This is a genomic window from Micromonospora sp. NPDC005206 (assembly GCF_040608175.1).
Classification (GTDB): domain Bacteria; phylum Actinomycetota; class Actinomycetes; order Mycobacteriales; family Micromonosporaceae; genus Micromonospora.
On record NZ_JBEXHU010000018.1, the window covers coordinates 85,873 to 111,006 of the forward strand.

22 protein-coding genes are annotated in these 25,134 nt (G+C 72.4%); 8 read left to right on the forward strand and 14 right to left on the reverse strand.

Annotated features, from left to right (window positions below; genetic code table 11):
- Positions 1-25: 25 nt before the first annotated feature.
- From ABZU69_RS26205 to ABZU69_RS26230, 6 genes are all read right to left on the reverse strand, one after another.
- A complete protein-coding gene (locus ABZU69_RS26205) occupies positions 26-322 on the reverse strand; it encodes a hypothetical protein (protein WP_354966977.1) in 297 nt (98 codons plus the stop codon).
- A 110-nt stretch (positions 323-432) separates the two neighbouring features.
- Positions 433-1,293, reverse strand: a complete 861-nt coding sequence (locus ABZU69_RS26210; RefSeq protein ID WP_354966978.1) for a trypsin-like peptidase domain-containing protein — start codon at positions 1,291-1,293, stop codon at positions 433-435.
- Positions 1,294-1,332: 39 nt separating this feature from the next.
- The gene (locus tag ABZU69_RS26215; protein WP_354966979.1) at positions 1,333-2,292 is read right to left on the reverse strand and encodes a VWA domain-containing protein; all 960 of its coding nucleotides are present in this window, start codon (positions 2,290-2,292) and stop codon (positions 1,333-1,335) included.
- Positions 2,289-3,308, reverse strand: coding sequence for a DUF58 domain-containing protein (locus ABZU69_RS26220; RefSeq protein ID WP_354966980.1), 1,020 nt, complete (start codon positions 3,306-3,308; stop codon positions 2,289-2,291). The genes ABZU69_RS26215 and ABZU69_RS26220 overlap by 4 nt, the downstream gene beginning before the upstream one ends.
- A complete protein-coding gene (locus ABZU69_RS26225; RefSeq protein WP_354966981.1) occupies positions 3,305-4,354 on the reverse strand; it encodes a MoxR family ATPase in 1,050 nt (349 codons plus the stop codon). The genes ABZU69_RS26220 and ABZU69_RS26225 overlap by 4 nt, the downstream gene beginning before the upstream one ends.
- A 234-nt stretch (positions 4,355-4,588) precedes the next feature.
- On the reverse strand, positions 4,589-5,098 hold the full coding sequence (locus ABZU69_RS26230; RefSeq protein WP_354966982.1) for a hypothetical protein: 510 nt from the start codon (positions 5,096-5,098) through the stop codon (positions 4,589-4,591).
- Positions 5,099-5,437: 339 nt separating this feature from the next.
- On the opposite strand from ABZU69_RS26230, the gene ABZU69_RS26235 reads away from it, so the two are divergent.
- Positions 5,438-6,433, forward strand: coding sequence for an endonuclease/exonuclease/phosphatase family protein (locus ABZU69_RS26235; RefSeq protein WP_354966983.1), 996 nt, complete (start codon positions 5,438-5,440; stop codon positions 6,431-6,433).
- A 55-nt stretch (positions 6,434-6,488) separates the two neighbouring features.
- Here ABZU69_RS26235 and cimA read toward each other — a convergent pair whose 3' ends face one another.
- Complete coding sequence (gene cimA / locus ABZU69_RS26240) at positions 6,489-8,072, reverse strand: citramalate synthase (RefSeq protein ID WP_354966984.1); 1,584 nt, start codon at positions 8,070-8,072, stop codon at positions 6,489-6,491.
- A 339-nt stretch (positions 8,073-8,411) separates the two neighbouring features.
- Here cimA and ABZU69_RS26245 point away from each other — a divergent pair, with 339 nt between their 5' ends.
- From ABZU69_RS26245 to ABZU69_RS26260, 4 genes are all read left to right on the forward strand, one after another.
- Positions 8,412-8,972 carry a peroxiredoxin gene (locus ABZU69_RS26245; protein WP_089017338.1) on the forward strand — a complete coding sequence of 187 codons (561 nt, stop codon included), beginning with the start codon at positions 8,412-8,414 and terminating at the stop codon, positions 8,970-8,972.
- 2 nt (positions 8,973-8,974) lie between these two features.
- Complete coding sequence (locus ABZU69_RS26250) at positions 8,975-9,505, forward strand: carboxymuconolactone decarboxylase family protein (protein ID WP_354966985.1); 531 nt, start codon at positions 8,975-8,977, stop codon at positions 9,503-9,505.
- Positions 9,506-9,642: 137 nt separating this feature from the next.
- Positions 9,643-10,101, forward strand: a complete 459-nt coding sequence (locus ABZU69_RS26255) for a PRC-barrel domain containing protein (RefSeq protein ID WP_354966986.1) — start codon at positions 9,643-9,645, stop codon at positions 10,099-10,101.
- A 56-nt stretch (positions 10,102-10,157) separates the two neighbouring features.
- Positions 10,158-10,898, forward strand: coding sequence for a tyrosine-protein phosphatase (locus tag ABZU69_RS26260; protein WP_354966987.1), 741 nt, complete (start codon positions 10,158-10,160; stop codon positions 10,896-10,898).
- Positions 10,899-10,908: 10 nt separating this feature from the next.
- Here ABZU69_RS26260 and ABZU69_RS26265 read toward each other — a convergent pair whose 3' ends face one another.
- The gene (locus ABZU69_RS26265) at positions 10,909-12,006 is read right to left on the reverse strand and encodes a branched-chain amino acid aminotransferase (protein ID WP_354966988.1); all 1,098 of its coding nucleotides are present in this window, start codon (positions 12,004-12,006) and stop codon (positions 10,909-10,911) included.
- Positions 12,007-12,168: 162 nt separating this feature from the next.
- A complete protein-coding gene (locus ABZU69_RS26270) occupies positions 12,169-13,200 on the reverse strand; it encodes a 3-isopropylmalate dehydrogenase (protein WP_354966989.1) in 1,032 nt (343 codons plus the stop codon).
- Positions 13,201-13,427: 227 nt separating this feature from the next.
- On the opposite strand from ABZU69_RS26270, the gene ABZU69_RS26275 reads away from it, so the two are divergent.
- Both ABZU69_RS26275 and ABZU69_RS26280 read left to right on the forward strand, forming a co-directional pair.
- Entirely contained in the window at positions 13,428-14,270 is an 843-nt protein-coding gene (locus ABZU69_RS26275) for an FAD:protein FMN transferase (RefSeq protein WP_354966990.1), read from the forward strand.
- Between the two features lie 368 nt (positions 14,271-14,638).
- Positions 14,639-14,995 carry a hypothetical protein gene (locus ABZU69_RS26280; RefSeq protein ID WP_089017345.1) on the forward strand — a complete coding sequence of 119 codons (357 nt, stop codon included), beginning with the start codon at positions 14,639-14,641 and terminating at the stop codon, positions 14,993-14,995.
- Positions 14,996-15,079: 84 nt separating this feature from the next.
- Here ABZU69_RS26280 and serA read toward each other — a convergent pair whose 3' ends face one another.
- From serA to ABZU69_RS26305, 5 genes are all read right to left on the reverse strand, one after another.
- On the reverse strand, positions 15,080-16,678 hold the full coding sequence (gene serA, locus ABZU69_RS26285; protein ID WP_354966991.1) for a phosphoglycerate dehydrogenase: 1,599 nt from the start codon (positions 16,676-16,678) through the stop codon (positions 15,080-15,082).
- A 375-nt stretch (positions 16,679-17,053) separates the two neighbouring features.
- The gene (ilvC, locus tag ABZU69_RS26290; protein ID WP_354966992.1) at positions 17,054-18,067 is read right to left on the reverse strand and encodes a ketol-acid reductoisomerase; all 1,014 of its coding nucleotides are present in this window, start codon (positions 18,065-18,067) and stop codon (positions 17,054-17,056) included.
- 56 nt (positions 18,068-18,123) lie between these two features.
- Positions 18,124-18,639: an acetolactate synthase small subunit gene (gene ilvN, locus ABZU69_RS26295; protein ID WP_089017348.1), complete on the reverse strand. Its 516-nt coding sequence runs from the start codon at positions 18,637-18,639 to the stop codon at positions 18,124-18,126.
- A gap of 81 nt (positions 18,640-18,720) precedes the next feature.
- A complete protein-coding gene (locus ABZU69_RS26300) occupies positions 18,721-20,604 on the reverse strand; it encodes an acetolactate synthase large subunit (RefSeq protein ID WP_354966993.1) in 1,884 nt (627 codons plus the stop codon).
- A gap of 183 nt (positions 20,605-20,787) precedes the next feature.
- Entirely contained in the window at positions 20,788-23,160 is a 2,373-nt protein-coding gene (locus ABZU69_RS26305) for an EAL domain-containing protein (protein WP_354966994.1), read from the reverse strand.
- 110 nt (positions 23,161-23,270) lie between these two features.
- On the opposite strand from ABZU69_RS26305, the gene ilvD reads away from it, so the two are divergent.
- Complete coding sequence (gene ilvD, locus ABZU69_RS26310) at positions 23,271-25,118, forward strand: dihydroxy-acid dehydratase (protein WP_354966995.1); 1,848 nt, start codon at positions 23,271-23,273, stop codon at positions 25,116-25,118.
- The last annotated feature ends 16 nt before the right edge of the window (positions 25,119-25,134 follow it).

A 25,134-nucleotide genomic window follows, 5' to 3' on the forward strand; every position in this document is an offset into this window, starting at 1 on the left:
CTAACCCGCACCGCCGCTCCCGAGGTCACCGGTGCGGTGGTTCACTCTGCGTCGTCGACGGGCTGGGCGCCGGGCCCGCGGTCTCGTCGTCGGAGCCGACCGCGGCGTACGCCGCCGCGCCGACCAGCAGCAGCGCGATCACCCCGGCCTTGGTGGCGACGGCCCGGATCAACAGCCACGCGCTGCGCCGGACACCCGGCACCGACTTCTTGACGATCTGATAGTCACTCCACCCACGCCGCGCCCGGGTGTACGCCGACCCCACTGCAATTCCGATGACCAGGCCCACCAGCAGGAGGACCACGAGAAGAGGACGCTCCACCTCAGCCAGTATCCATACCGAGCGTGATATTTCCATGGCCCGATGCTCTCCGGCCGGATATCCGACAGTGGCGGCGATCCCACGGGCCCCCGAAGGGCTGTCCGGGCAGCTCAGCCGCCCTTGCCGATGATCGTGTCGGCGGTCTGCTGCACCTGCTCGATCGGAATGGCGAAGCCGATGCCGATCGAGCCATTGCCGTCGATGGTGGCTATCGCGGTGTTCACCCCGACCACCTCCCCACGGGCGTTCACCAACGGTCCACCCGAGTTGCCGGGATTGATCGACGCGTCGGTCTGCACCGCGCTGTGCCGGTTGTTGCCCAACCGCACCTGACGGTCCAACGCGCTGACGATTCCCGCGGTTACCGTCCCGGACAGACCGAGCGGCGAGCCCACCGCGAGCACCGGCTCACCGACCCGCGTGGCACCCGGCTTGGCCAGCGGCAACGGGGCGAGCCCGGCCGACGCGGGCACCTTCAGCACCGCCAGGTCGCTGCGCGGCTCCCGGCCGACCACCTCGGCGGCGTACCGGCGGCCGTCGGGCAGCTCCACCGTCACCGGTCCGCCGCCACCCTTGGCCAGGATGTGGTCGTTGGTGATGAGGTGCTGCTCGTCGTCGACGGCGAAGCCCGAACCGGTCGCGGACGAGCCGTTCGCGCCGCCGGCGAGCACCGACACCACTCCGGGTACGGTCCGCTCGGCGGCGGTGACCAACTCCGCCGGCACCGGGGCGGCGGACGCCGCCGCCTCGCCGGGAGCGCCGTCCCGACCGGCCACCACGCCACCGGCCACGGCGCCCGAGACGGCGGAGAGCGCCACCACCGCCAGCGCGGCGAGCAGTCGGCCCGGCCGCCGTCCGCCGGGGTCCCGCCCGTTGCCGGGGGCGTCCCAGAACCCGCGGCCGTCCGGGTCGAGTTCCGGCGAGATGAACCAGGGACCGCGCGGTTCGCCCAGTCCGGTCTGCACTGCCATGCGTACTCCTCACGGTCGAAGTCCGTTGCGCGCGGCGGATCAGGGAAGTCGGGAGAACCAGCGCATCGAGCCGGCGGCGGCACCCATCGCGAAGACCAGCCCGAGGCCGATGAACCGGGCCGAGACGTCCTGCCGTTCGGTGCGGTAGCCGACCGAACTGCCGATGTCGTCGTAGACGGCGCGCAGTTCCTCGCTGGTGCTGGCCTCGTGGAACATCCCGCCGGTCTCGTCGGCGACCGCCTTGAGGGTCTGCCCGTCGACCGGCACCTGGATCGGCCGCCCGCCCCGGTCCACGAACCCGGACGGGGTGCCGAACGAGATGGCGTGCACTGGCACCTCCGCCGCCACCGCTTCCGCCGCCGCCTCCATCGGGTCCATCCCGGAGGTGTTCGCCCCGTCGGAGAGCAGGATGATCCGGGCCGGCGGGGTCTCCGTGGCAGCCTGGCTGTCCAGGCTCTTGACCGCGCCGAGCGAGGTGTTGATGGCCTCGCCGATCGCGGTGCCCTGCACCCCGGTCACCCCCTCGGCGAGCCGGCCGATCCCCTCCTCCAGAGCCTCCCGGTCGGTGCCGGGCGGCACCAGCACGGCCGCGCTGCCGGCGAACGCGACCAGACCGACGTTGAACTCGTCGGGCAGGCCGTCGACGAAGCGCCGCGCCGCCTGCTTCGCCGCGGTCAGCCGGTCCGGGTCGACGTCGGTGGCGAGCATGGAGGTGGACACGTCCACCGCCACCATCACCGTGGCGCGTTCCCGGGGCACCTGGACCTCTGCGGTGGGCCGGGCGAAGCCGACCACGAGCAGGGCCAGCATGGCCAGGAACAGCCCGGCGGGGACGTGGCGACGCCACGCCGGCCGATCCGGAGCCACCCGGTCCAGCAGCCGCAGGTTGGTGAAGCGGACCGCGTACCGGCTGCGTCGGCGCTGCATCACCAGGTACGCGACGACCAGGGCGAGCACGCCGAGCAGCAGCCAGAGTCGCAGCGGCGACTGCCAGATCACGCGGCACCTCCCCGGACGACTCCCGCCGGCGCGGCGGCCAACCGACGCTGGGCGTGCACGTGCCGGACGATGTCCGCGCTCCAGTCCCGGTCGGTGCGCAACGCCAGGTGGGTGGCCCCGCTGCGCCGCAGCGCCTGGTGGACCTGGTCACGCTGCGCGGCGGCGGCCGCGGCGTACCGCTCCCGCAGCCGACGGTCCGATGTGCACACCTCGCGTCGGCGGCCGGTCTCCGGGTCGACCAGCGTGATCAGGCCGACGTCCGGCAGCTCCAGCTCACGCGGGTCGGTCACCTCGATCCCCAGCACCTGGTGCCGGACGGCCAGCCGGCGCAGGGTCCGCTCCCAGGGCGGTGGCTCGTCGGGGTCGTCGGGCAGGCCGTCGAGGAAGTCGGAGACCACCACGACCAGACCGCGTCGGTTGGCGACCCGGTGCAGGGCGTCGAGCCCGTCCGCCAGCTCGGGCGACCCGACCGGCACCCCGACCGACGGCCCGGGCCGGTCGCCGGGTGCGGTGCCGCGGGGTACGGCCAGCAGCGCGCGGAGCAGGCCGAGCAGGTGGGTACGCCCACTGCGGGCCGGGAAACGCCGGACCCCGTCGGCGCGCAGCACCTGGGCCCCGAGCCGGTTGCCGACCCCGGCGGTCAGGAAGCCGATCGCGGCGACCGCGGCCACCGCCAGCTCCCGCTTGTCCAGGTCCGCGGTGCCGAACTCCATGCTGGCGCTGGCGTCGACCAGCAGCCAGGTGGTCAGTTCCCGGTCGGCGTCGACCTGCCGGACGTGCGGCACGGCGGTCCGGGCGGTCACCGCCCAGTCCATCCGGCGGACCTCGTCCTCGCCCGGCCGGTACTCGCGACTGCCGGCCGGTTCGCTGCCCGGCCCGGGCAGCAGGCCGCGGTACTGGCCGTGCAGCAGGCCGTTCAGTCGGCGTGTGACGGTCAGCTCCAGGCGGCGCAGCCGCTGGTCCGGAGCCAGCTCGGCGAGGCCGGGATCGGCCGGCGCGACGACCGCGCGCCTCATGCCGCCGCCAGGTCGGGGGCCTGCTGCGGGTGGCTGTCGGCCAGCCGGGGCGGTGGCACGGCCTCCACCAGCCGGCGGACCACGCCCTCGGCCGAGACCCCGTCGGCCACCGCGTCGAAGGAGAGCACCAGCCGGTGCGCGAGGACGTCCACCGCCAGCTCGCGGACGTCCTCGGGCAGCACGTACTCCCGCCCGCGCAGCAGCGCCCGGGCCCGGGCGGCCGCGACCAGGCCGAGGGTGGCCCGCGGGCTGGCCCCGTACGCCAGCAGTGACGCGATCTCCGGTAGCCCGAACCGGCCCGGGTCGCGGGTGGCGAGGATGAGCCGGACCACGTACTCGGCCAACGCGTGGTGGACGAAGACCCGCTCGGCGTGGGCCTGGAGGTCTTGCAGCCGTTGCGCGTCGAGCACCTGGCGCGGGCTCGGCCGGTCGGTGCTCATCCGGTAGAGGATCGCCAGCTCGTCGGCGTCGCTCGGGTAGTCCACGACCACCTTCATCATGAACCGGTCGCGCTGCGCCTCCGGGAGCTGGTAGACCCCCTCGGACTCGATCGGGTTCTGCGTCGCCAGCACCAGGAACGGCGTCGGCACCGGCCAGCTGCGGCCACCGATGGAGACCTGCCGCTCCGCCATCGCCTCCAGCAGCGCCGACTGGACCTTGGCGGGGGCCCGGTTGATCTCGTCGGCGAGCACGAGGTTGGCCATGATCGGGCCCAGCTCGATGTCGAAGGTCTCCTTGGAGGCCCGGTAGATCCGGGTGCCGACGATGTCGGAGGGGACCAGGTCCGGAGTGAACTGGATCCGCGAGAAGGTCCCGCCGACCACGGTGGCGAGGGTCTGCGCGGCCAGCGTCTTGGCCACGCCGGGGACCCCCTCGAGGAGGCAGTGCCCGTTGGCGACCAGGGCGGTCAGCAGGCGTTCGACGAGCCGATCCTGCCCGACGATCACGCGTTTGACCTCGAAGAGGGTCTGTTCCAGCTCGACGCCGGTCGGCTCGGCTTCGACCGGGCTGGGCACGCTGGCCAGGGTGTCCGAGATGTCCGTCACGGTGCTTGCTTCCCGGGGCGGCCGCCCGGCAAACGTCGGATTATCAGCGCGCAAGTGCCCGATGGCGCCCCGACCCGGGATGAACGGTCCGGTCGGGTGACAACCGCCCCGGGACGACACGAGCCACGCGTGCGGCAGCAGACCGGGTGCAGGGCGAAGCCGCCGGGGCGGGCCGGCGGCCTCATCGGGACAACCCCGGGTGCCGGCCCCTGTCCGGGGCCGGCACCCGGACCGTCAGGAAATGTGGACGACCAGGTGGAAGCCCAGGTCCGCCGCAGCCCCCGCCGAGTTGCGGGTCTGCACGAACACCCCGTTCGGCGTGCCGAGCCGGGGCGCGACCGAGACCTCGCCGGACGGCGGGACGCAGCAGGAGTCAGCGCGGCCGACGGTGGCCGCGAAGGTGCCGGTGGTGACGATGTGACCGAACTGGACCTCGTACTGGCCGACGCCGTACTTGATCACGGTGCCAACGCCGCGCGCCTTGGTGCCGTTGGCGTTGACGACCACGATGCTCGTGCTGGCGGCGAGTGTGGTTGCGGCGCCGGACTTCAGTGCGGCTTTCGCCTTGCGTGCGGACTCCGCCGTCACCGGCGGCTGGGCGTTCGTGCTGCGGGCCGCCGGCTGGACGGTCTCCTCCGGCGCCTTCGCGGTCGGCTGGGCGACGGCGATCCCGCCGCCGGCCAGGCTCAACCCCAGGACAGCGAACGTGATTGCCGCCGCCTTACGTCGGAAAGATGTGCTCATGACAGGTCCCCCTTGTGTGACCGTGCGAATTCGGCCGACCCGCAGGGCGGGACGGATGACTGCCTGTAATAGGTGGACGACGACAATGAGACCGGAGGAAGTTATCTCACGCGCACCTGGTGAGGTTGATTTCTCAACGATCCAGATCCGGTCTGAGCTGGGATTACTACTCAGAGTTGCGTCGTTTAGGCCAGATGGAACGTAGCATCGGAAAAAGCCGAACGTCAATAGTTGATCTCGCTTTATCGAGCTGTCGGTCAGCCGTCAGATAATTGTGAGATGTGAGCGCATCACCATTCATGAAAATGGGATCCGGGGGTTACCGCTAGGCTCACCGCCATGATCGTCGACGCCCCGTCCGCACCGGCCCGACGCCGCGCCGACCGGATCGGTACGGTGCTCTGCTGGCTGGCGGTCGTACCGACGGCCGCCTGGGCCGCCGCCCGGCTGGCCGGCCTGGACCGGGGGCCGCTGGTGCAGGCGCTCGCCTTCACCCCGTACGTCGCGGGCTGGAGCCTGCTGGCCCTGACCCTCACCCTCGCCCTACGGCGCTGGTGGCCGGCGGCGGTCGCGGCGCTGGTCGCGGCGGCGCTGCTCAGCGTGGTCGCACCCCGGGCCCTGGCCTCTCCGCAACCCGCGACAGGCGGGCCCACCGTGCGGCTGCTCACCGCAAACCTGCTCGCCGGCTCCGCCGACGCGCGGACGCTGGTCGAGCTGGTCCGGCGGCACCGGGTGGACGTGCTCACCGTGCAGGAGTTCACCCCGGACGCGCAAGCCGCCCTCGATCGGCTCGGTCTCGACCAACTGCTGCCCCACCGGCAGCTCAACGCGCAGGTCGGCACGCCCGGCTCGGGGCTCTACTCGCGCTGGCCGATCACCGACGCCGGTGTCCGGCACAACCGCCGCGGCTGGGGCTTCAGCCAGGCGTACGGCACGCTGGCCGTCCCCGGCGCGCCCCCGGTCCGCGTCGAGTCGGCCCACCCCTCGGCGCCATACGCGCTGGACCAGGTCGGTGCCTGGCGTGACGACCTGACCGCCCAGCCACCGGCCACTCCGGACGGTGGCCTGCGGATCCTCGCGGGGGACTTCAACGCCACCCTCGACCACGGCCCGCTACGGGCCCTGCTGCGAACCGGCTACGTCGACGCCGCCGACGCCACCGGAGCGGGGCTGACCGGCACCTGGGGCCCGTACGACGGCGACCTGATCCCGCCGGTCACCATCGACCACGTGCTGATCGATCGCCGGATAGCCGCCCGGACCGTGACCGTGCACGACCTACCCGGCACCGACCACCGTCCCGTGCTGGCCACCCTCCGCCTCCCGGCCACCTGACCCGCGGCTCCCACGCCCCGCCCTGCCCCGATCCGGGCGGGGGTGGAGATCCGGGTCAGACGGGGGCGGGGGCCAGTCCGTAGGTGAGGGCGTCGACCAGGGCGTGCCAGCTGGCTTCGACCACGTTGGGATGCACGCCCACGGTGGTCCAGTCCCGGCCGCCGCTGTCGGCGGTTTCCAGCAGCACCCGGGTGACGGCGCCGGTGCCGTGGCTGCCCTCCAGGATGCGCACCTTGTAGTCGGCCAGCTCGAAGTCGCGCAGCTGCGGGTAGTGCCGGGCCAGCCCCACCCGCAGCGCCTCGTCCAGCGCGTTGACCGGACCGTTGCCCTCGGCGGTGGCGATCACCCGCTCGCCGCGTACCCGGATCTTGACGGTTGCCTCGGAGACCACCGCGCCGTCCTCGCGGTGCTCGACCAGCACCCGGTACGACTCCAGCGTGAACGGCCGGGCCGGGCCGCCCTCCGGAAGCTCCGAACGGACCAGCAGCTCGAAGGAGGCGTCCGCGGCCTCGAAGGACCAGCCGCCGGCCTCCAGTTCCTTGACCCGGTTGGTGACCCGGGTCAGCGCCTCCGGTCGGCCGGCCAGGTCCAGGCCGAGCTCACGACTCTTGAGCTCGACGCTGGCCCGGCCGGCCATCTCGGTTATCAGGATCCGCATGTCGTTGCCCACCACCGACGGGTTCACGTGGTTGTAGAGCAACGGGTCGACCTTGATCGCACTCGCGTGCAGCCCCGCCTTGTGGGCGAAGGCCGCGGCCCCGACGTACGCCTGGTGGGTGTCGGGGGCGATGTTGGCGATCTCGGCGATGGCGTGCGAGACCCGCACCATCTGCGCGAGGCAGCCCTCCGGTAGGACGGGCATGCCCAGCTTGAGTTCGAGGTTCGCGACGACCGCGAAGATGTCGGCGTTGCCGGGCCGCTCGCCGTACCCGTTGGCGGTGCCCTGGACGTGGCGGACCCCCGCCTCGACCGCGGCGATCGTGTTGGCCACCGCGCAGGCGGTGTCGTTCTGCGCGTGCATGCCGAGCAGCCCCGCGTCGATCCCGAGCCGGTCGGTCAGGTCGGCGATCACGGCGGTCACCTGTGATGGCAGCATGCCGCCGTTGGTGTCGCAGAGCACCATCCGCTCGGCGCCGGCGGCCAGCGCGGTCTGCACCACGGCCGCGCCGTACGCCGGGTCGTGCCGGTAGCCGTCGAAGAAGTGTTCGCCGTCGACGAAGACCCGTCGGCCCTCGCCGACGAGGTGGCTGACGGTGTCGTGGATCATCGCCAGGTTCTCCGCGCCGGTGGTGCGCAGCGCGCGCTCGACGTGCCGGGTGTCGGCCTTGGCGACCAGTGCCACCGCCGGGGTGTGCGCGTCCAGCAGGCCGCGTACCTGGGGATCGTCGGCGACCGCCACACCGGCCTTGCGGGTGGCGCCGAACGCGACCAGCACGCCGTGCCGCAGATCCAGCTCCGTGCGTGCCCGGCGGAAGAACTCGGTGTCCTTGGGCACCGCGCCCGGCCAGCCGCCCTCGATGAAGCCGGCGCCGAACTCGTCGAGCAGCCGGGCCACCGCCAGCTTGTCGACCACCGAGTAGGTGAGCCCCTCGCGCTGGGCGCCGTCGCGCAACGTCGTGTCGTAGACCTGGAACGTCATCAGGATCCTTTCTCGGAGCAACAAAAAGACCCCCCGCGGCTGCGGGAGGTCTGCGCGCTCGGCGGAGGGAGGGCCGGCGCGCTAGGTCGCAATAATCAGGGCGGTGCTGGTCACGATCGCTACTCTGCCACCGCTCCCCTGATTTTGGGAGGAACAGTCCACATCGCGGGATGGTGACGCACCGTTGGCCGACCCGGACCCTCCTCCGGTCTCGGGCACAACCCCCCGCTCGTGATCGGCTTCACAAGTCACCTGCCCGCCCACCGGCGAAAACTCGCCTACGGAAGCATCTGGAACCGATCCAGTTATCGGGCCCTGTGCCGCTCCCAAGGAGGACCCTTGCTCACTGTCGGTGACCGCTTCCCCGAGTACGAACTCACCGCCTGTGTGTCGCTGGACGCCGACAAGGCGTTCGAGACGCTCAACCACAAGTCCCACGAGGGAAAGTGGCGGGTGGTCTTCTTCTGGCCGAAGGACTTCACCTTCATCTGCCCGACGGAGATCGCCGAGTTCGGCCGGCTCAACGGCGAGTTCGCCGACCGGGACGCGCAGGTCCTGGGGGCGTCGGTGGACAACGAGTACGTCCACTACGCGTGGCGCAAGGACCACCCGGACCTGCGGGAGCTGCCCTTCCCGATGCTCAGCGACATCAAGCGTGAGCTGGCCGCCGCCTGCGGCGTGCTCGGCGAGGACGGCGTGGCCCAGCGGGCGACCTTCATCATCGACCCGAACAACGAGATCCAGTTCGCCATGGTGACCGCCGGCTCGGTCGGCCGCAACGTCTCCGAGGTGCTGCGGGTGCTCGACGCGCTGCAGACCGACGAGCTGTGCCCGTGCAACTGGAACAAGGGCGGCGAGACCCTCGACGCCAGCGCGCTCCTCGCCGGCGCCGGAGCCTGACCATGGGTCTGGACGCGATCAAGGCGGCCCTGCCCGAGTACGCCAAGGACATCAAGCTCAACCTGGGCTCCACCGTCGGCACCTCGACGCTGACCCCGGTGCAGGCCTGGGGCACCGCGCTGGCCTGCGCGGTGGCCGCCCGCAACCCGATGGTGCTGCGCGAGATCGCCGCCGAGGCGCTCGGTCACCTCATGCCGGAGGGTGTCGAGGCGGCCAAGGGCGCCGCGGCCATCATGGCGATGAACAACGTCTACTACCGGGCCAAGCACCTCATCGGCGACGAGCAGTACGCCTCGATGCCGGCCCGGCTGCGGATGCAGATCATCGCCCGGCCGGGGGTGGACAAGGGCGACTTCGAGCTCTGGTGCCTCGCCGTGTCGGCGATCACCGGCTGCGGGGTGTGCCTCGAGTCGCACGAGAAGACGCTGCGCGGCAGCGGCTTCACCCGGGAGCAGGTGCACGAGGCGCTGCGAATCTCCGCCGTGGTGCACGCCGCGGCGGTCACCCTGGACGCCGAGGCCGCGCTGGCCTGAGCAGGTACGCCCCGACGGGCCGACGCCGCACCGCGGCGTCGGCCCGTCGCCGTTTCCGGCCCCCGGCGACCGGGTAGCTCCTGCGGGGACGCACTCACCTACGCCGTGCGCATCGGCGACAGTCAGGAGTGAACGGCATGGACAGGATCGACCCGCACGCGACGCACGCCGCGCCGGAGCCGCTGCGCGGAGGCGACCAGGGCACCGTGCCCGGGGGCGCCCCGGCCGGCGCCTTCGACCCCTGGCGCTACCGCGACCAGGCCGGGGTGGCCGACGCCGACCTGGTCGGCTACGCGGTCGAGGCCACCGACGGTGGGATCGGCAAGATCGACAGCGCCAGCCACGAGGTGGACGGCAGCTACCTGGTGGTGGACACCGGCCCGTGGATCTTCGGCAAGAAGGTGATGCTGCCGGCCGGCACGGTCAACCAGGTCGACCACGACCAGCGCACCGTCTCCGTGGACCGGACCCGCGACCAGATCAAGGCCGCCCCGGAGTACGACGAGACCAGCCACAGCGACCCGCACTACCGCAACCAGCTGGGTGGCTACTACGACGAGACATACGGCGCACTCCCGCCCGGCACCGGGCGGTAGCCGATCGGACCCGACGGCCGGTGGGGCCTTGTCCCACCGGCCGTTACCGTGTCAGCGTGGACGCCATCGAGGACAACCGAAACATCTCGCTGCCCGCGACCTTCAACTTCCGCGACGTCGGTGGCTACCCCGGTCACGACGGCCGCACCGTGCGCCGGGGACGGCTCTACCGCTCGGACTCACTGCACCGCCTCAACGAGAACGACCGGGACGCGTTCGCCGCGATCGGCATCCGCACCGTCATCGACCTGCGCCGCCCGCACGAGGTGGAACGGGACGGCCGGGTGCCGTCGTACCAGGGGCTGACCTACCGGAACATCCACCCGGAGCACGCGGAGTGGGGCGAGCAGCCGTACCGCGAGGGCGACAGCCTGGCGCGCTACCTCGCGGACCGGTACGCCGCCCTCGCACAGACCGGCACCGGCGGGTTGGCCGAGGCGATCGGGTTGATCGCCGACTCGGCCAACGCCCCGGTGGTGGTGCACTGCGTGGCCGGCAAGGACCGCACCGGCATCGTGTGCGCGCTGACCCTCGCCGTGCTGGGCGTCGACGACACCGACATCGTCGCGGACTACGCCCTCAGCACCGAGGCGTCCGCCCGGTTCAGTGCCTGGCTGGCCGCCAACAACGTGGTTGTGGGGGACGTGCCGGCACCGTTCCTGGCCTCGCCCGCCGAGACGATGGAGCTCTTCCTCGCCGAGCTGCGCGAGGGGTACGGCTCGGTGGAAGGCTACCTACGCCACGCCGGGGTGACCGACGCGCAACTCACCACCCTCCGCGACCACCTGCTCGACTAGGGCGGAGGCGTCAGAGGACCCGGTGCACCCAGCCCTGCGGGTCGGTGGCCTCGCCACGCTGGATGTCGACGAGCTGTTGGCGCAGCGCCATCGTGACCCGGCCCGGTTCGCCGCCGCCGATCAGGAACTCGCCGTCGGGGAAGCGGACCCCGCCGATCGGGGTGATCACGGCGGCGGTGCCGCAGGCGAAGACCTCGCGGAGCCGGCCGCTGGCCGCGTCGGCCTGCCAGTCGGCGAAGGTGACCGGCCGCTCCTCGACCCGGTGCCCGGCCGCGCCGGCCAGCGTGAGGACCGCGTCCCGGGTGATGCCCGGCAGGATCGTGCCGGTCAGCGGCGGGGTGACCACCGTGTCGTCGTCGTAGACGAAGAAGACGTTCATGCCGCCCAGCTCGTCGACGAAGCGGCGCTCCACCGCGTCCAGGAAGACCACCTGGTCGCAGCCGGCCTCGATGGCCTCGGCCTGGGCCGCCAGTGACGCGGCATAGTTGCCACCGCACTTGGCGGCACCGGTGCCACCGGGCGCGGCCCGGGTGTAGTCCGGCGAGACCCAGACGGTGACCGGCTTGACGCCGCCGCTGAAGTACGCCCCGACCGGCGAGGCGATCACCATGTAGAGGTATTCGTTGGCCGGGCGGACACCGAGGAAGACCTCGCTGGCGAACATGAACGGCCGCAGGTAGAGACTGCCGTCCGCGCCGGTCGGGATCCACTCCCGGTCGACCTCGATGAGCTTGTGCAGCGAGTCGATGAAGACCTCGGCCGGCAGCGTCGGCATCGCCATCCGCTGCGCCGAGGCGGCGAACCGGGCGGCGTTGGCGTCCGGCCGGAACATGGTCACGCCACCGTCGGCGGTCCGGTACGCCTTCAGCCCCTCGAAGATCTCCTGCGCGTAGTGCAGCACCGCGCTGGCCGGGTCCATCGGGATCGGCCCGCGCGCCTCCACCCGGGCGTCGTACCAGCCCTTGCCGTCGGCGTACCGGACGGTGACCATGTGGTCGGTGAAGACCCGGCCGAACCCGGGGTTGACCAGCAGGGCGGCCCGGTCGGTGGCGGATACCGGCGCGGGATTCGGACGGATCTCGAAGTCGAGCTTGTCACCACCGCTCATCGCGCTGACCTCCCTGCGGGACAACGGCATGCGGGATCGCACACCGACATGGCTGTGCCAGAAACTTACCCCGAACGGTCGTTCAGCGGGTAGCGCCGCCCGGGGCATGGACGACCCCGGATGGCTCCTCGCCGGACCGACCGGCGCGCGGCCGTGGGCGGCTCAGGCTACGGCGTGTGCGGCGAGCCGGTCGCCGACCTCGGCGGTACGCAGCGCCACACCCGGCGTCCGGCCGGCCAGCTCGGCGGCGACCGCCGCGTTGACCCGGGCCGCGGCCTCCGCGTGCCCGAGCTGCTCCAGCAGCAGCGCGGCGGAGAGCACCGCGGCGACCGGGTCGGCGATGCCCTGCCCGGCGATGTCCGGCGCCGAGCCGTGCACCGGCTCGAACATGGAGGGGTACGCCCCCTCGGGGTTGATGCAGCCGCTGGCGGCCAACCCGATCCCACCGGTGACCGCGGCGGCGATGTCGGTGAGGATGTCGCCGAACAGGTTGTCGGTGACCACCACGTCGTAGCGCTGCGGCTGGGTGACGAGGAACATCGCGGCCGCGTCGACGTGCTGGTACTCGGTGGCGATGTCCGGGTGCTCGGCGGCGACCGCGTCGAAGGCCCGCGCCCAGAGCGAACCGGCGTGGGTGAGCACGTTGGTCTTGTGCACCAGGGTGACCTTGCGCCGCTCCCGGCGGCCGGCCCGGGCGAACGCGTCGCGGATCACCCGCTCCACGCCGTGCCGGGTGTTCAGGCTCTCCTCGGTGGCGACCTCGGCGGGTGTGTCGCGGTGCAGCGAGCCGCCGGCTCCGGCGTAGAGCCCCTCGGTGCCCTCACGCACCACTACGAGGTCGACCTCACCCGGCTTGACGTTGCCCAGCGGGCCGGCGACCCCGGGCCAGAGCCGGGACGGGCGCAGGTTGACGTACTGGTCGAAGGCGAACCGGAGCTTGAGCAGCAGCCCCCGCTCCAGCACTCCCGGCGGGACGGTCGGGTCGCCGACCGCGCCGAGCAGGATCGCGTCGTGGCCGGCCAACTCCGTCAGCACCGAGTCGGGCAGCACCTCTCCGGTACGGTGCCAGCGGGCCGCGCCGAGGTCGTACTCGGTGGCCTGCACGCCGGGCAGCACGGCGTCGAGGACCTTGCGGGCCTGCGCGACCACCTCGGGCCCGATGCCGTCCCCGGCCACCACCGCGATCCGCGCCACGCCCGCACTCCTCTGTTCGACTGCACCGTCGCCGCAACGGTACGTCTCCGTCCCGCCTCCCGGTACGCAGCTTCCACGATGTGGGAAGGACGGATACACAGCACCCTCTCAGGCGGGACTCATGTGGCGGTCATCTCCGCTGCCTACCGTGGGGATCAGCGGGTCACGGGGGCCTGCGAACCGGGGGTCACCGACGACGCGACCCCAACTGCGAGGGGGCAGATGCCATGCGCATCGACGAGCAGCCGCGGACCCGCTGGCCGGACCCGTCGGCGTTCCGGAACCGCCGGCCGGACCTCCGGCTCGGCAGCCGGCGGCAGCGGATCGACCCGGCGGCCGCCAGCCAGGGCCGGATCGCGGTGCAGCACACCGTGCGCACCCCGACCGCCGAGTACACGCTGCTGCTCAACGCCCCCGAGCGGCTCGGCCGCCGGGGCGTCGGCGAGGCACTGCGGGACAGCGTCGCGGAGCTACGCGCCATCGACCTCACCTACGGCCCGAACCGGCCGGAGAGCCTGGTCTCCAGGCTGCGTCGTGGCGAGATCAGTCCCGACTCGTACCCCCCGCTGGCCGACCTGGTGGACCGCTGCACGGCGATGCGCGCCGCCACCGACGGGTGGTTCGACGCCTGGTCGGTGCCGGGCGGCTTCGACCCGGGCGGCCTGCTCGGCGGCTGGGCGGTGGAGCGCGCGGCCGCCCGCCTGCGCGCCGCGGGCATCCACGACTACGCCGTGCTCACCGGCGCCGACCTGGTGGTCCGCGGCCGGGCGCCGCACGGCGGGCCGTGGCGGGTGGCGGTGCACCACCCGACCGCGCCCGAACGCGCGCCGCTGCTGCTGGAGATGACCGCCGGCGCCGTCGGCACCTCCGGGGTGACCGGACGACAGGGGCACGTGGTGGACCCGCACACCGGCGAGCCGGCCAACCACCTCGTCGCCGCCACGGTTGTCGGCCCCGACCTGACCGTGGCCGACGCCTACGCCACCGCGCTCTACGCCGCCGGCCCCACCGGGCTGGCCTGGTTCCGCGGCGGCTCCGACTATCGCGCGCTCTTCGCCCACCGGCGCTGAGCGGGACGTCGTCGCACCGAGCCCGCCTCCCCGCGGTGCTCCGGCCCGGTTGGCACCTCGGCCGGTCGGGCTGCGATCGGCCCCCACAGCCTCGGCAACGGCCGTGGGGGCCGGTCAGCGACGAGTGCGCGTGGCTCGCACAATCGAGGGGTGCGGACCGGTCGGGGCCGGACGTCGACCGCGCCACCCGAAGACGGGCCGACGCCGCGAACTCGGCCAGTGACCGCAGTCGGTACGCTAGCGAATCGACGCAACTCGACGCAAGAGTCTCCACAGCGGACCGTCGCGGCCGGAGCGTGGCAGATCAGTGATTGGCCTGCGGCGAGGCAGTTTCGACATGGTGAACGACGGATGGCACGCTGTCCGCCGTGAGTTTCGATCTGAGCGTGTGGGCCCTGGAGGACGGGGCGACGCCCGAGGACGTGCGGGCCGCGGTCGAGGGTTGCCGGCAGGGGCGGCACGTGGACCGTTACCCGGACCCCCGAGTGGTGGCCTTCTACCGGGCGATCACCGCCTCGTACCCGGACCGGCACCCCGGCCCGGACAGCCCGTGGGCGGTGGCGCCACTGCACGCCGCCCACGACCATGTCGAGCTGAACCTGCATCCGACCTGCGCGGACCAGGTGCTGCTGGACATCGAACGGCTGGCCGGCGAGCACGGGCTGATGCTGTTCGACCCGCAGGACGGCTCGGTCTACCCGCCCCCGGCCCGGCTGCCCGGCTGACCCGGGCGGGCGGCAGGACCACCCGAGCCCGGGTACGACAAAGGGGCCCAGCGGATCGCCGGGCCCCCCGTGGTGCTGCCGTGACTACTCGTCGCGCAGGTCCGCCGCGCTGGCCGCCGTCGCGCCGATCGAGTCGGCCGCCGAGGTGAGCAGGTCCGCGCCGAGCGCCTGGTCGACGGTGAGCGTCATCAGCGTCTCGCCACCCGCCTCGCGCCGGGCCACCTGCATCGCGGCGATGTTGATGCCCGACTCGCCGAGCAGGGTGCCGACGGTGCCGACGACGCCGGGCCGGTCGGCGTAGCGCAGGAAGAGCAGGATGCCCTCCGCGCCGATCTCCACGTCGAAGCCGTCCACCTCGGTCAGCTTCAGGACGTCGCGAGCGCCGGAGTGGGTGACCGTGCCGGAGACGCTGACCGTCCGGCCGTCCGGCAGCGCGCCACGCACCGTGACCAGGGTGGGCTGCTCCGCCGTCTCGGCCAGGCTGGCCAGGGTGACCTCGACGCCACGCTCGGCGGCCAGGTGCGGGGCGTTGACGTAGGTGACCTGCTCCTCGACGACCGAGCTGAACATGCCCTTGGTGGCGGCGAGCTTGAGCACCGACACGTCGTGGCTGACGATCTCGCCGCGGACCTCGACCGTGACGCTGGCGGCGACGCCGCCGGCGACCGCGGTGAAGGCGCGGCCGAGCTTCTCGGCCAGCGGGAGCAGCGGCCGCACGTCCTCGGCGACCACGCCACCGGCCTGCACGTTGACCGCGTCCGGGACGAACTCGCCCTGCAACGCCAGCTTCACGCTCCGGGCCACCGCCAGGCCGGCCTTGTCCTGCGCCTCGTGCGTCGAGGCACCCAGGTGCGGGGTGGCCACCACGTTGTCGAAGGCGAACAGCGGGGAGGAGGTGCAGGGCTCCTTGCTGTAGACGTCGACGCCGGCGCCGGCGACCCGGCCCTCGGCGATGGCGTTCGCGAGCGCCTGCTCGTCGACCAGACCGCCGCGGGCGGCGTTGACGATGCGCACGCCCGGCTTGACGATCGCCAGTTCCTTCTCACCGATCAGGCCCACGGTCTCGGGGGTCTTCGGCAGGTGGATGGAGATGAAGTCGCTCTCCCGGAGCAACTCCTCCAGGCCCACCAGGCGTACGCCGAGCTGCGCCGCCCGGGCCGGCTGGATGTACGGGTCGTACGCGATCAGCCGGGTGCCGAACGCGGCGATGCGCTGCGCGAAGAGCACCCCGATGCGACCGAGCCCGACCACGCCGACGGTCTTGCCCTGCACCTCGACGCCGGTGTACTTCGACCGCTTCCACTCCCCCGCCTTGAGCGCGGCGCTGGCGCTGGCGGTGTTGCGGGCCACGGCGAGGAGCAGAGCGACGGCCTGCTCCGCGGCGGAGACGATGTTCGAGGTGGGCGCGTTGACGACCATGACGCCCCGCGCGGTCGCGGCCGGCACCTCGACGTTGTCCAGCCCGACGCCCGCCCGGGCGACCACCTTGAGTCGCGGTGCGGCGGCGATCGCCTCGGCGTCGATCTGGGTCGCGCTGCGCACGATGACGGCGTGGGCCTCGGAGAGCGCCGAGAGCAGGGCCGGACGGTCGGTGCCGTCGACGTGCCGGACGTCGAAGTCGTGGGCGAGCACCTCGATGGCGGCGGGGGCGAGTTCTTCGGCGATCAGTACGACAGGATTCATCGGTCCTCGTAGAGGTCGTGTTTACGATCGGCGCGGGCGGCGAGGCGCCGCACTGCGCCCTGCGCTGATCCGTGCCGTGGCCGTCAGGTGCCGGCTGCGCACCTACCCGCGATCGTAGGGGCCCCGCTGGTCGGCATGTTCGGGTCTTCGGGGTGAGGGCCCTCACACGCCGGGGCGGACGCCGGACATCGCCCGTTCACCCGACCGTCATCGCTGCCGGGCCCGGCGGGTCGCACGCTCAACGGACATGTCCCGGGCGGCCGACGCCACCGGCTCGGTGCTCAGCGTCACTCGGTCCAGCATGTGAGCATCGACAAGCTGGACGCGCGGGGCCGTCCGGCCGCGTCAGGACGACCGGACGGCCCCGCGGCGGCGTCAGGCGGTCTCGGTGATCGGGCGGTCGACCCAGCTCATCATGCCGCGCAGCTTCCGGCCGGTCTCCTCGATCGGGTGCGCCGCACCCTCGGCCTGCCACTTGGTGAAGTTGGGCCGGCCCGCCTCGTCCTCGGCAACCCACTCGCGGGCGAACTCGCCGGACTGGATCTCCCCGAGGATCTTGCGCATCTCGTCCTTGACCCGGGAGTCGATGATCCGCGGGCCACGGGAGAGGTCGCCGTACTCGGCGGTGTCGGAGATGCTGTACCGCATCTTCGCGATGCCGCCCTCGTACATGAGGTCGACGATCAGCTTCAGCTCGTGCAGGCACTCGAAGTAGGCCACCTCGGGGGCGTAGCCCGCCTCGGTGAGCACCTCGAACCCGGTCTGCACCAGCGCCGCCGCGCCGCCGCAGAGCACCGCCTGCTCGCCGAAGAGGTCGGTCTCGGTCTCCTCGGTGAAGGTGGTCCGGATCACGCCGGCGCGCGTGCCGCCGATCCCCTTGGCGTATGCGAGGGCGAGCGCGAGCGCGTTGCCGCTGGCGTCCTGCTCGACGGCGACCAGGCAGGGCACGCCCTTGCCGTCGGCGTACTGGCGGCGGACCAGGTGGCCGGGGCCCTTCGGGGCGACCATCGCCACGTCGACCTCGGCCGGCGGCTTGATCAGCCCGTACCGGATGTTGAAGCCGTGGCCGAAGAAGATCGCCTTGCCCGGGGCGAGGTGCGGGGCGATCGACTCGGTGTACAGGGCACGCTGGGCGGTGTCCGGCGCGAGCACCATGATCACATCGGCCTCGGCGGCGGCCTGCGCCGGCGTGACGACCCGCAGGCCCTGCTCCTCGGCCTTGGGACGGCTCTTCGAGCCCTCCGGCAGACCGATCACCACGTCGACGCCGGAGTCGCGCAGCGACAGCGCGTGGGCGTGGCCCTGGCTGCCGTAGCCGATCACCGCGACCTTCTTGGCCTGGATCAGGCCGAGGTCGGCATCGTCGTCGTAGTACACCTCAACGCTCATGAGACTTCCCTTTCGTACGACGGCCCGGACGGCCCGTCGTGGTCTGTGCGGATGGGTCAGGCGGCCCGCAGCGCGGGACCGGCGGTGATCGAACGCGAGCCGCGCCCGATCGCCACCAGCCCGGACTGGACCATTTCCTTGATGCCGAAGGGCTCGAGGTCGCGCAGCAGCGCGTCGAGCTTGTCCGGGGTGCCGGTGGCCTCGATGGTCAGCGTGTCCGGTGCCACGTCGACCACCCGGGCGCGGAACAGGTTGACGGTCTCCAGCACCTGGGTCCGCGCGGACCGGTCGGCGCGGACCTTCACCAGCAGCAACTCCCGGGCGACCGAGACCTGCGGGTCCAGCTCGACGATCTTGAGCACGTTCACCAGTTTGTTGAGCTGCTTGGTGACCTGTTCCAGAGGGGACGACTCCGCGTTGACCACGATGGTGATCCGGGAGACGTCCGGGTTCTCGGTCTCACCGACGGCGAGGCTGTCGATGTTGAATCCGCGCCGGGAGAACAGGCCGGAGACCCGGGCGAGCACGCCGGGCTTGTTCTCCACGAGCACGGACAGGGTGTGCATCGTCATGCCACGACCTCGCTTCGCCCGGTCGCGCCCTGACGACGCGCAGCACTGAGCCTGCTGATTCGTTCGCTTCGCTCACTCATGTCAGATGTCATCCTCGTCGAAGGCCGGGCGGACGCCGCGGGCGAACATGATCTCGTCGTTGCTGGTGCCGGCGGCGACCATCGGCCAGACCATGGCGTCCTTGCCGACCACGAAGTCGATCACCACCGGGGCGTCGTTGATCTCCATGGCGGCGGCGATGGTCTTGTCAACGTCGTCGGCGTTCTCGCAGCGCAGCCCGACGCAGCCCAACGCCTCGGCGAGCTTCACGAAGTCGGGGATGCGGTGCTTGTGGGTGCCGAGGTCGGTGTTGGAGTAACGCTCGTTGTAGAACAGCGTCTGCCACTGCCGGACCATACCGAGGTTGCCGTTGTTGATCACGGCGATCTTGACCGGGATGCCCTCCAACGCGCAGGTGGCCAGCTCCTGGTTGGTCATCTGGAAGCAGCCGTCGCCGTCCACCGCCCAGACCACCGCGTCCGGCTTGCCGACCTTGGCGCCCATCGCCGCCGGCACCGCGTAGCCCATCGTGCCGAGCCCGCCGGAATTCAACCAGGTCTGCGGCTTCTCGTAGGAGATGAACTGCGACGCCCACATCTGGTGCTGGCCCACCCCGGCCACGTAGATCGCGTCCGGGCCGACGATCTCGCCCAGCCGCTTGATCACGTACTGCGGGGAGAGCGTGCCGTCGGCCGGCTCGTCGTAGCCCAGCGGGTAGCGGTTGCGCAGGTCGTCGAGCTGGGTCCACCAGTCGCCCAGGTCGCTGTCGTGCCCGGCAGCACGTTCGACGGTCACCGCCGCGATCAGCTCGTCGATGACGTGCCGGGCGTCGCCGACGATCGGCACGTCCGCGTGCCGGTTCTTGCCGATCTCCGCGGGGTCGATGTCGGCGTGCACCACGGTCGCGTCCGGGGCGAACGAGTCCAGCTTGCCGGTGACCCGGTCGTCGAACCGCGCGCCCAGCGCGACGATCAGATCCGCCTTCTGCAGGCCGTAGACCGCGGCGACCGTGCCGTGCATGCCGGGCATCCCCAGGTGCTGGGGATGCGAGTCGGGGAACGCGCCGAGCGCCATCAGCGTGGTGACCACCGGGATGCCGGTCAGCTCGGCCAGCCGGCGCAGCCCGTCGGTGGCACCGGCCTTGAGCACCCCGCCACCGACGTAGAGCACCGGCCGGCGGGCGCCGGCCATCAGCCGGGCCGCCTCCCGGATCTGCTTGCCGTGCGGGTGCAGGGTGGGCCGGTAGCCGGGCAGGTCGAGGGTGGGCGGCCAGGCGAAGGTGGTCGGCGCCTGGAGCACGTCCTTGGGGATGTCGACCAGCACCGGGCCGGGCCGGCCGGTGCTGGCCAGGTGGAACGCCTCGGCCAGCACCTGCGGGATCTCCTCGGCGCTCTGCACGAGGAAGTTGTGCTTGGTGATCGGCAGGGTGATGCCCTGGATGTCCGCCTCCTGGAAGGCGTCCGTGCCGATCGACTGGCGGGCCACCTGACCGGTGATCGCCACCATCGCCACCGAGTCCATGTACGCGTCGGCGATCGGGGTGACCAGGTTGGTCGCGCCCGGGCCGGAGGTGGCGATGCAGACGCCCACCTTGCCGGTGGCCTGCGCGTACCCGGTGGCGGCATGACCGGCGCCCTGCTCGTGGCGGACCAGGATGTGCCGGACGGTGGAGTCGTAGAGCGGGTCGTACGCCGGCAGGATCGCGCCGCCCGGGATGCCGAAGACGACGTCCACGCCGAGCGCCTCAAGGGACCGCACGAGCGAGCCGGCGCCGGAGACCTGCGCCGGAGCGGGTGTCCGTACCGCCGGGACGGCCGGGGTGGCCGCGGCGCGCGCGGCGGTGGAGTCGACGTCGCCGCCCGGCTCGGCGGCGGCGCGGGCGCGCCGGGCGGTGTGGGCGAGGGTCTCTGGCGTGGGTCTCGTCATGGCGGTTCTGGCCTTCGGCTGGAATGGCTGGGGCTTGTCAAGCGAAGCGACGCGGGCGGGCCCGCCCCGACAGGTTCCGATGGCAATAAAAACGGCCCTCGTGCAGATGCACGGGGCCAGCGCACTCTCGATGAGGGAGAGTGCGCTCAGGTAAGTACTCGCGACCGGTACGACGACATGTGGCTAAGCCTGACGCATCTCACGCGATGAGTCAACTGATCCCACATGTTGGTTAACGGAGCGCGGCGAGTCGGGCGGCGACGCGCCCTCGGCGACCGGAATGACCTGCCCGGACCCCCCGGAAACCCGGCGTGGTGTGGGCAGCGGGGTGGGCCTCGCACCCGGCGAGGTCGCCGCCTCCAGCATCGCCTCCAGGTGCTCGGCGGGCACGCCCCAGCCGAAGAGCGCGCCCTGGCCGAACCGGCAGCCGGCGGCCACCACCGCGGCCAGCTCGGTGGGGGTGGTCACCCCCTCGGCGATCACCTCCAGCCCCAGCTGGTGGCCCAGTCGCATGACGATGTCGACCATCGGCGCGAACGCCGGACCGTCCGCGCCGACCGGGCGGACCGGCTCGTGCTCGGCGACCAGACTGTGGTCGATCTTCAGGATGTCGATCGGCAGCCGGCGCAGCTGCCCCAGTGAGGAGTAGCCGGCGCCGAAGTCGTCCAGCGCGATCCGGACACCGGTCAGCCGCAACGCGGTCAGCCGCCGGATCAGCTCGTCCAGGTCGGTGGCGACCGCGTGCTCGGTGACCTCCAGGACCAGCCGCTGCGGCGGCACGTGGTGGGCGCGCAGCGCCTCGGCGACCTGGACCACGTACTCCGGGGCGTGCAGCTCGCGTGGGGAGACGTTCACCGAGACCCACACGTCGTGCCCGTCGGCCAGCCAGCGGGAGAGCTGATAGCAGGCCTGGTGCAGCACCCAGGCACCGAGGGTGGCGATCATGCCGCACTCCTCGGCCAGCGGGATGAACTCGTCCGGGCGGACGTTACCCAGCTCGGGGTGGTGCCAGCGGAGCAGCGCCTCGGCGCCGACCGGCCGCACCGACGGCAGCGAGGCCACCGGCTGGAAGGCCAGCCGCAACTCGTCGCGTTCGATGGCGCCGCGCAACTCGTGCTCCAGCGTGGTGCGCCGACGCAGCAGCTGGTCGTACGTGGCGTCGTAGCGCTCGATCCGGTTCTTGCCGCGCTGCTTGGCGTAGCGCAGCGCCAGGTCGGCATGGCGCAGCAGCAACTCCACGTCCGGCTCGCCGGCCCACCCGGCCACCCCGATGCTCACCGAGAGGAAGACGGGCCCTTCGGGCTGGTCGTACGGCCGGTTGAGCACCCCGAGCAGCCGCTCGGCGACCCGGTTGGCGTCTGCGGGCCGGCCCGCCATGAGCACGGCGAACTCGTCGCCGCCGAGCCGGGCCGCCACGTCGCCGGGGCGCAGGTTGCCGCGCAGCCGCCGGCCCACCTCGGCGAGCACGGCGTCGCCCACGTCGTGGCCACGCATGTCGTTGACGTTCTTGAAGCCGTCCAGGTCCAGGCCGAGCAGCACACACGGGGTGCCCGCCGCGGCGCTGTCGTGCAGCGCGCGCAGCAGCCCTCGCCGGTTGGCCAGCGCGGTGAGCGGGTCGGTGTGTGCCAGTTCGCGGAAGTGCGCCTCCCGCTCGGCGAGCCGGCCGGCGTAGTTACGGACGTCCTTGAGGGTGAGGTACTGCCGGGCCACCAGGGCGAAGCCCTCCACGCTGCCGGCGACGACGCCCGCCGCGGTGAACCGGCCGTCCTGGAGGAGGTGGTACATCGCCGAGGCGGCCATCGCCAGCATCGGGGCGATCGCGTACTCGCCGTCGCGACCGATCAGGTCCAGGTCGACCTGACCCGGCCGGTCGGCGCGGTGCACCGCGAGCGCGACGGTCAGCAGACCGGCGGCGAGCACCGCCGCGCCGGCCAGGGCCATGTTCGGTCCGGCCTGGCAGAGCCCGGCGGCGAGACCCAGACCGCCGCAGGCCACCGCGCTGATGCCCGCGCCGAGCGCGGCGAGCCGCCGACGCGGGGCGGCGGCCCGGAAGATGACGATCACGCTGAGCCCGGCGCCGAGCGCGGCGCTCACCGTGGCCAGCAGGATCGCCGGGCACGCCATCGGAGTGGCGGCGCCGAGCAGCCGGGTGGGCTCGGAGAAGAGCACCCAGCCGACGAACCACAGCGCGGCGGCCATGATCAACCCGTCCAGGGCGAGCCGGGCGGTCCCCGCCGCGGTGGCCGCCAGCCCGGGCAGTCGGAGCAGGCCGGCGGCGAAGGCCAGCCCGCTCACCGCCGTGCCGATCGCCACCGCCGTGGCCCACCCGGTGCGCTGCCCCTGCTCGTGCGCCCAGTGCTCGCTGCTGGCGAGCACGGTCGCCACCCCGACCAGGAGGCTGAGCAGGGCGACGCCGGCGGCAGCGGCGAGCAGCACGTGCGCCGGGCGGCGGGGCCCGGTGCGCCGCCGGACGACCACGGTCAGCAGTGCGGCGGCGGCAACGGCGACGAGCCCGCTCAACGCCGCCACAGCGACCATGCCCGGGGGAAAGTGCACGCAGTCAAGAGTGCCGGATGCGCGCTCGCCGTGGGGACCGGGTGTGCATCTGTTGGGACACGGCGTCCGCTCCGGACGGCCGGCGCCCCGGCGGTGTCATGCTGGTACGCATGCCTGAGCTGCGGTCGAGGACCTCCACACACGGTCGGACGATGGCCGGCGCCCGGGCCCTGTGGCGGGCCACCGGGATGACCGACGACGATTTCGGCAAGCCGATCGTCGCCATCGCGAACAGTTTCACCCAGTTCGTGCCGGGTCACGTACACCTCAAGGACATGGGCGGCCTGGTCGCCGACGCGGTGGCCGAGGCCGGCGGGGTGGGGCGGGAGTTCAACACCATCGCGGTCGACGACGGCATCGCGATGGGCCACGGCGGCATGCTCTACTCGCTGCCCAGCCGCGAGCTGATCGCCGACGCGGTGGAATACATGGTCAACGCGCACTGCGCGGACGCCCTGGTCTGCATCTCGAACTGCGACAAGATCACGCCCGGCATGCTGCTGGCCGCGCTGCGGCTCAACATTCCGACCGTCTTCGTCTCCGGTGGCCCGATGGAGGCCGGCAAGACGATGGCGATCGAGGGCGTCGTGCACAGCAAGATCGACCTGATCGACGCGATGATCGCCTCCTCGAACGAGGCGGTCACCGACGACCAGCTCGGCGAGATCGAGCGCTCCGCCTGCCCCACCTGCGGCTCGTGCTCCGGCATGTTCACCGCCAACTCGATGAACTGCCTCACCGAGGCGATCGGGCTGGCGCTGCCCGGCAACGGCTCGACGCTCGCCACCCACGCCGCGCGCCGGTCGCTCTTCGTCGAGGCCGGCCGCACCGTCGTGGAGATCGCCAAGCGCTGGTACGACGGCGACGACGACTCGGTCCTGCCCCGCACGGTCGCCTCCAAGGCCGCGTTCGAGAACGCGGTCGCCCTGGACGTGGCGATGGGCGGCTCCACCAACACGGTGCTGCACCTGCTCGCCGCCGCCCGTGAGGCGGAGATGGACTTCGGTGTCGCCGACATCGACGCGATCTCCCGGCGGGTGCCCTGCCTGGCCAAGGTCGCGCCGAACTCGCCGATGTACCACATGGAGGACGTGCACCGGGCCGGCGGCATCCCCGCGATCCTCGGCGAACTGGACCGGGCCGGGCAGCTCAACCGGGACGTGCACGCCGTGCACTCCCCCTCGCTGGCGCAGTGGCTGACCGACTGGGACGTGCGCGGCGGCTCGCCGACACCGACCGCGGTCGAGCTGTTCCACGCCGCCCCCGGCGGGGTGCGCACCGTCGAGCCGTTCTCCACCACCAACCGGTGGTCGTCGCTGGACACCGACGCGGCCGGTGGCTGCATCCGGGACCGCGAGCACGCCTACTCCGCCGACGGCGGGCTGGCCATCCTGCACGGCAACCTGGCGCCGGAAGGCAGCGTGGTGAAGACCGCCGGCGTGCCCGACGACTGCCTGACCTTCCGCGGCCCGGCCAAGGTCTACGAGTCGCAGGACGACGCGGTGACCGCGATCCTCGCCAAGCAGGTGGTCGCGGGAGACGTCGTGGTGATCCGGTACGAGGGGCCCAAGGGCGGCCCCGGCATGCAGGAGATGCTCTACCCCACCTCGTTCCTCAAGGGACGTGGGCTGGGCCGATCCTGTGCGCTGCTCACCGACGGCCGGTTCTCCGGCGGCACCTCCGGGCTCTCCATCGGGCACGTCTCCCCCGAGGCCGCCTCCGGCGGGCTGATCGCCCTGGTCCGCGACGGCGACGAGGTCGTCATCGACATCCCGGGCCGGTCCATCGAGCTGAACGTGCCCGCCGAAGAACTGGAGGCGCGACGGGTGGCCGAGGAGAAGCGCGACAAGCCGTACACCCCGACCGACCGGCAGCGGCCGGTGTCGGCGGCGCTGCGCGCGTACGCCTCGATGGCCACCTCGGCCAGCGACGGCGCCTACCGCCGCGTCCCCGAGTAGGCCCGGGGGCACACCG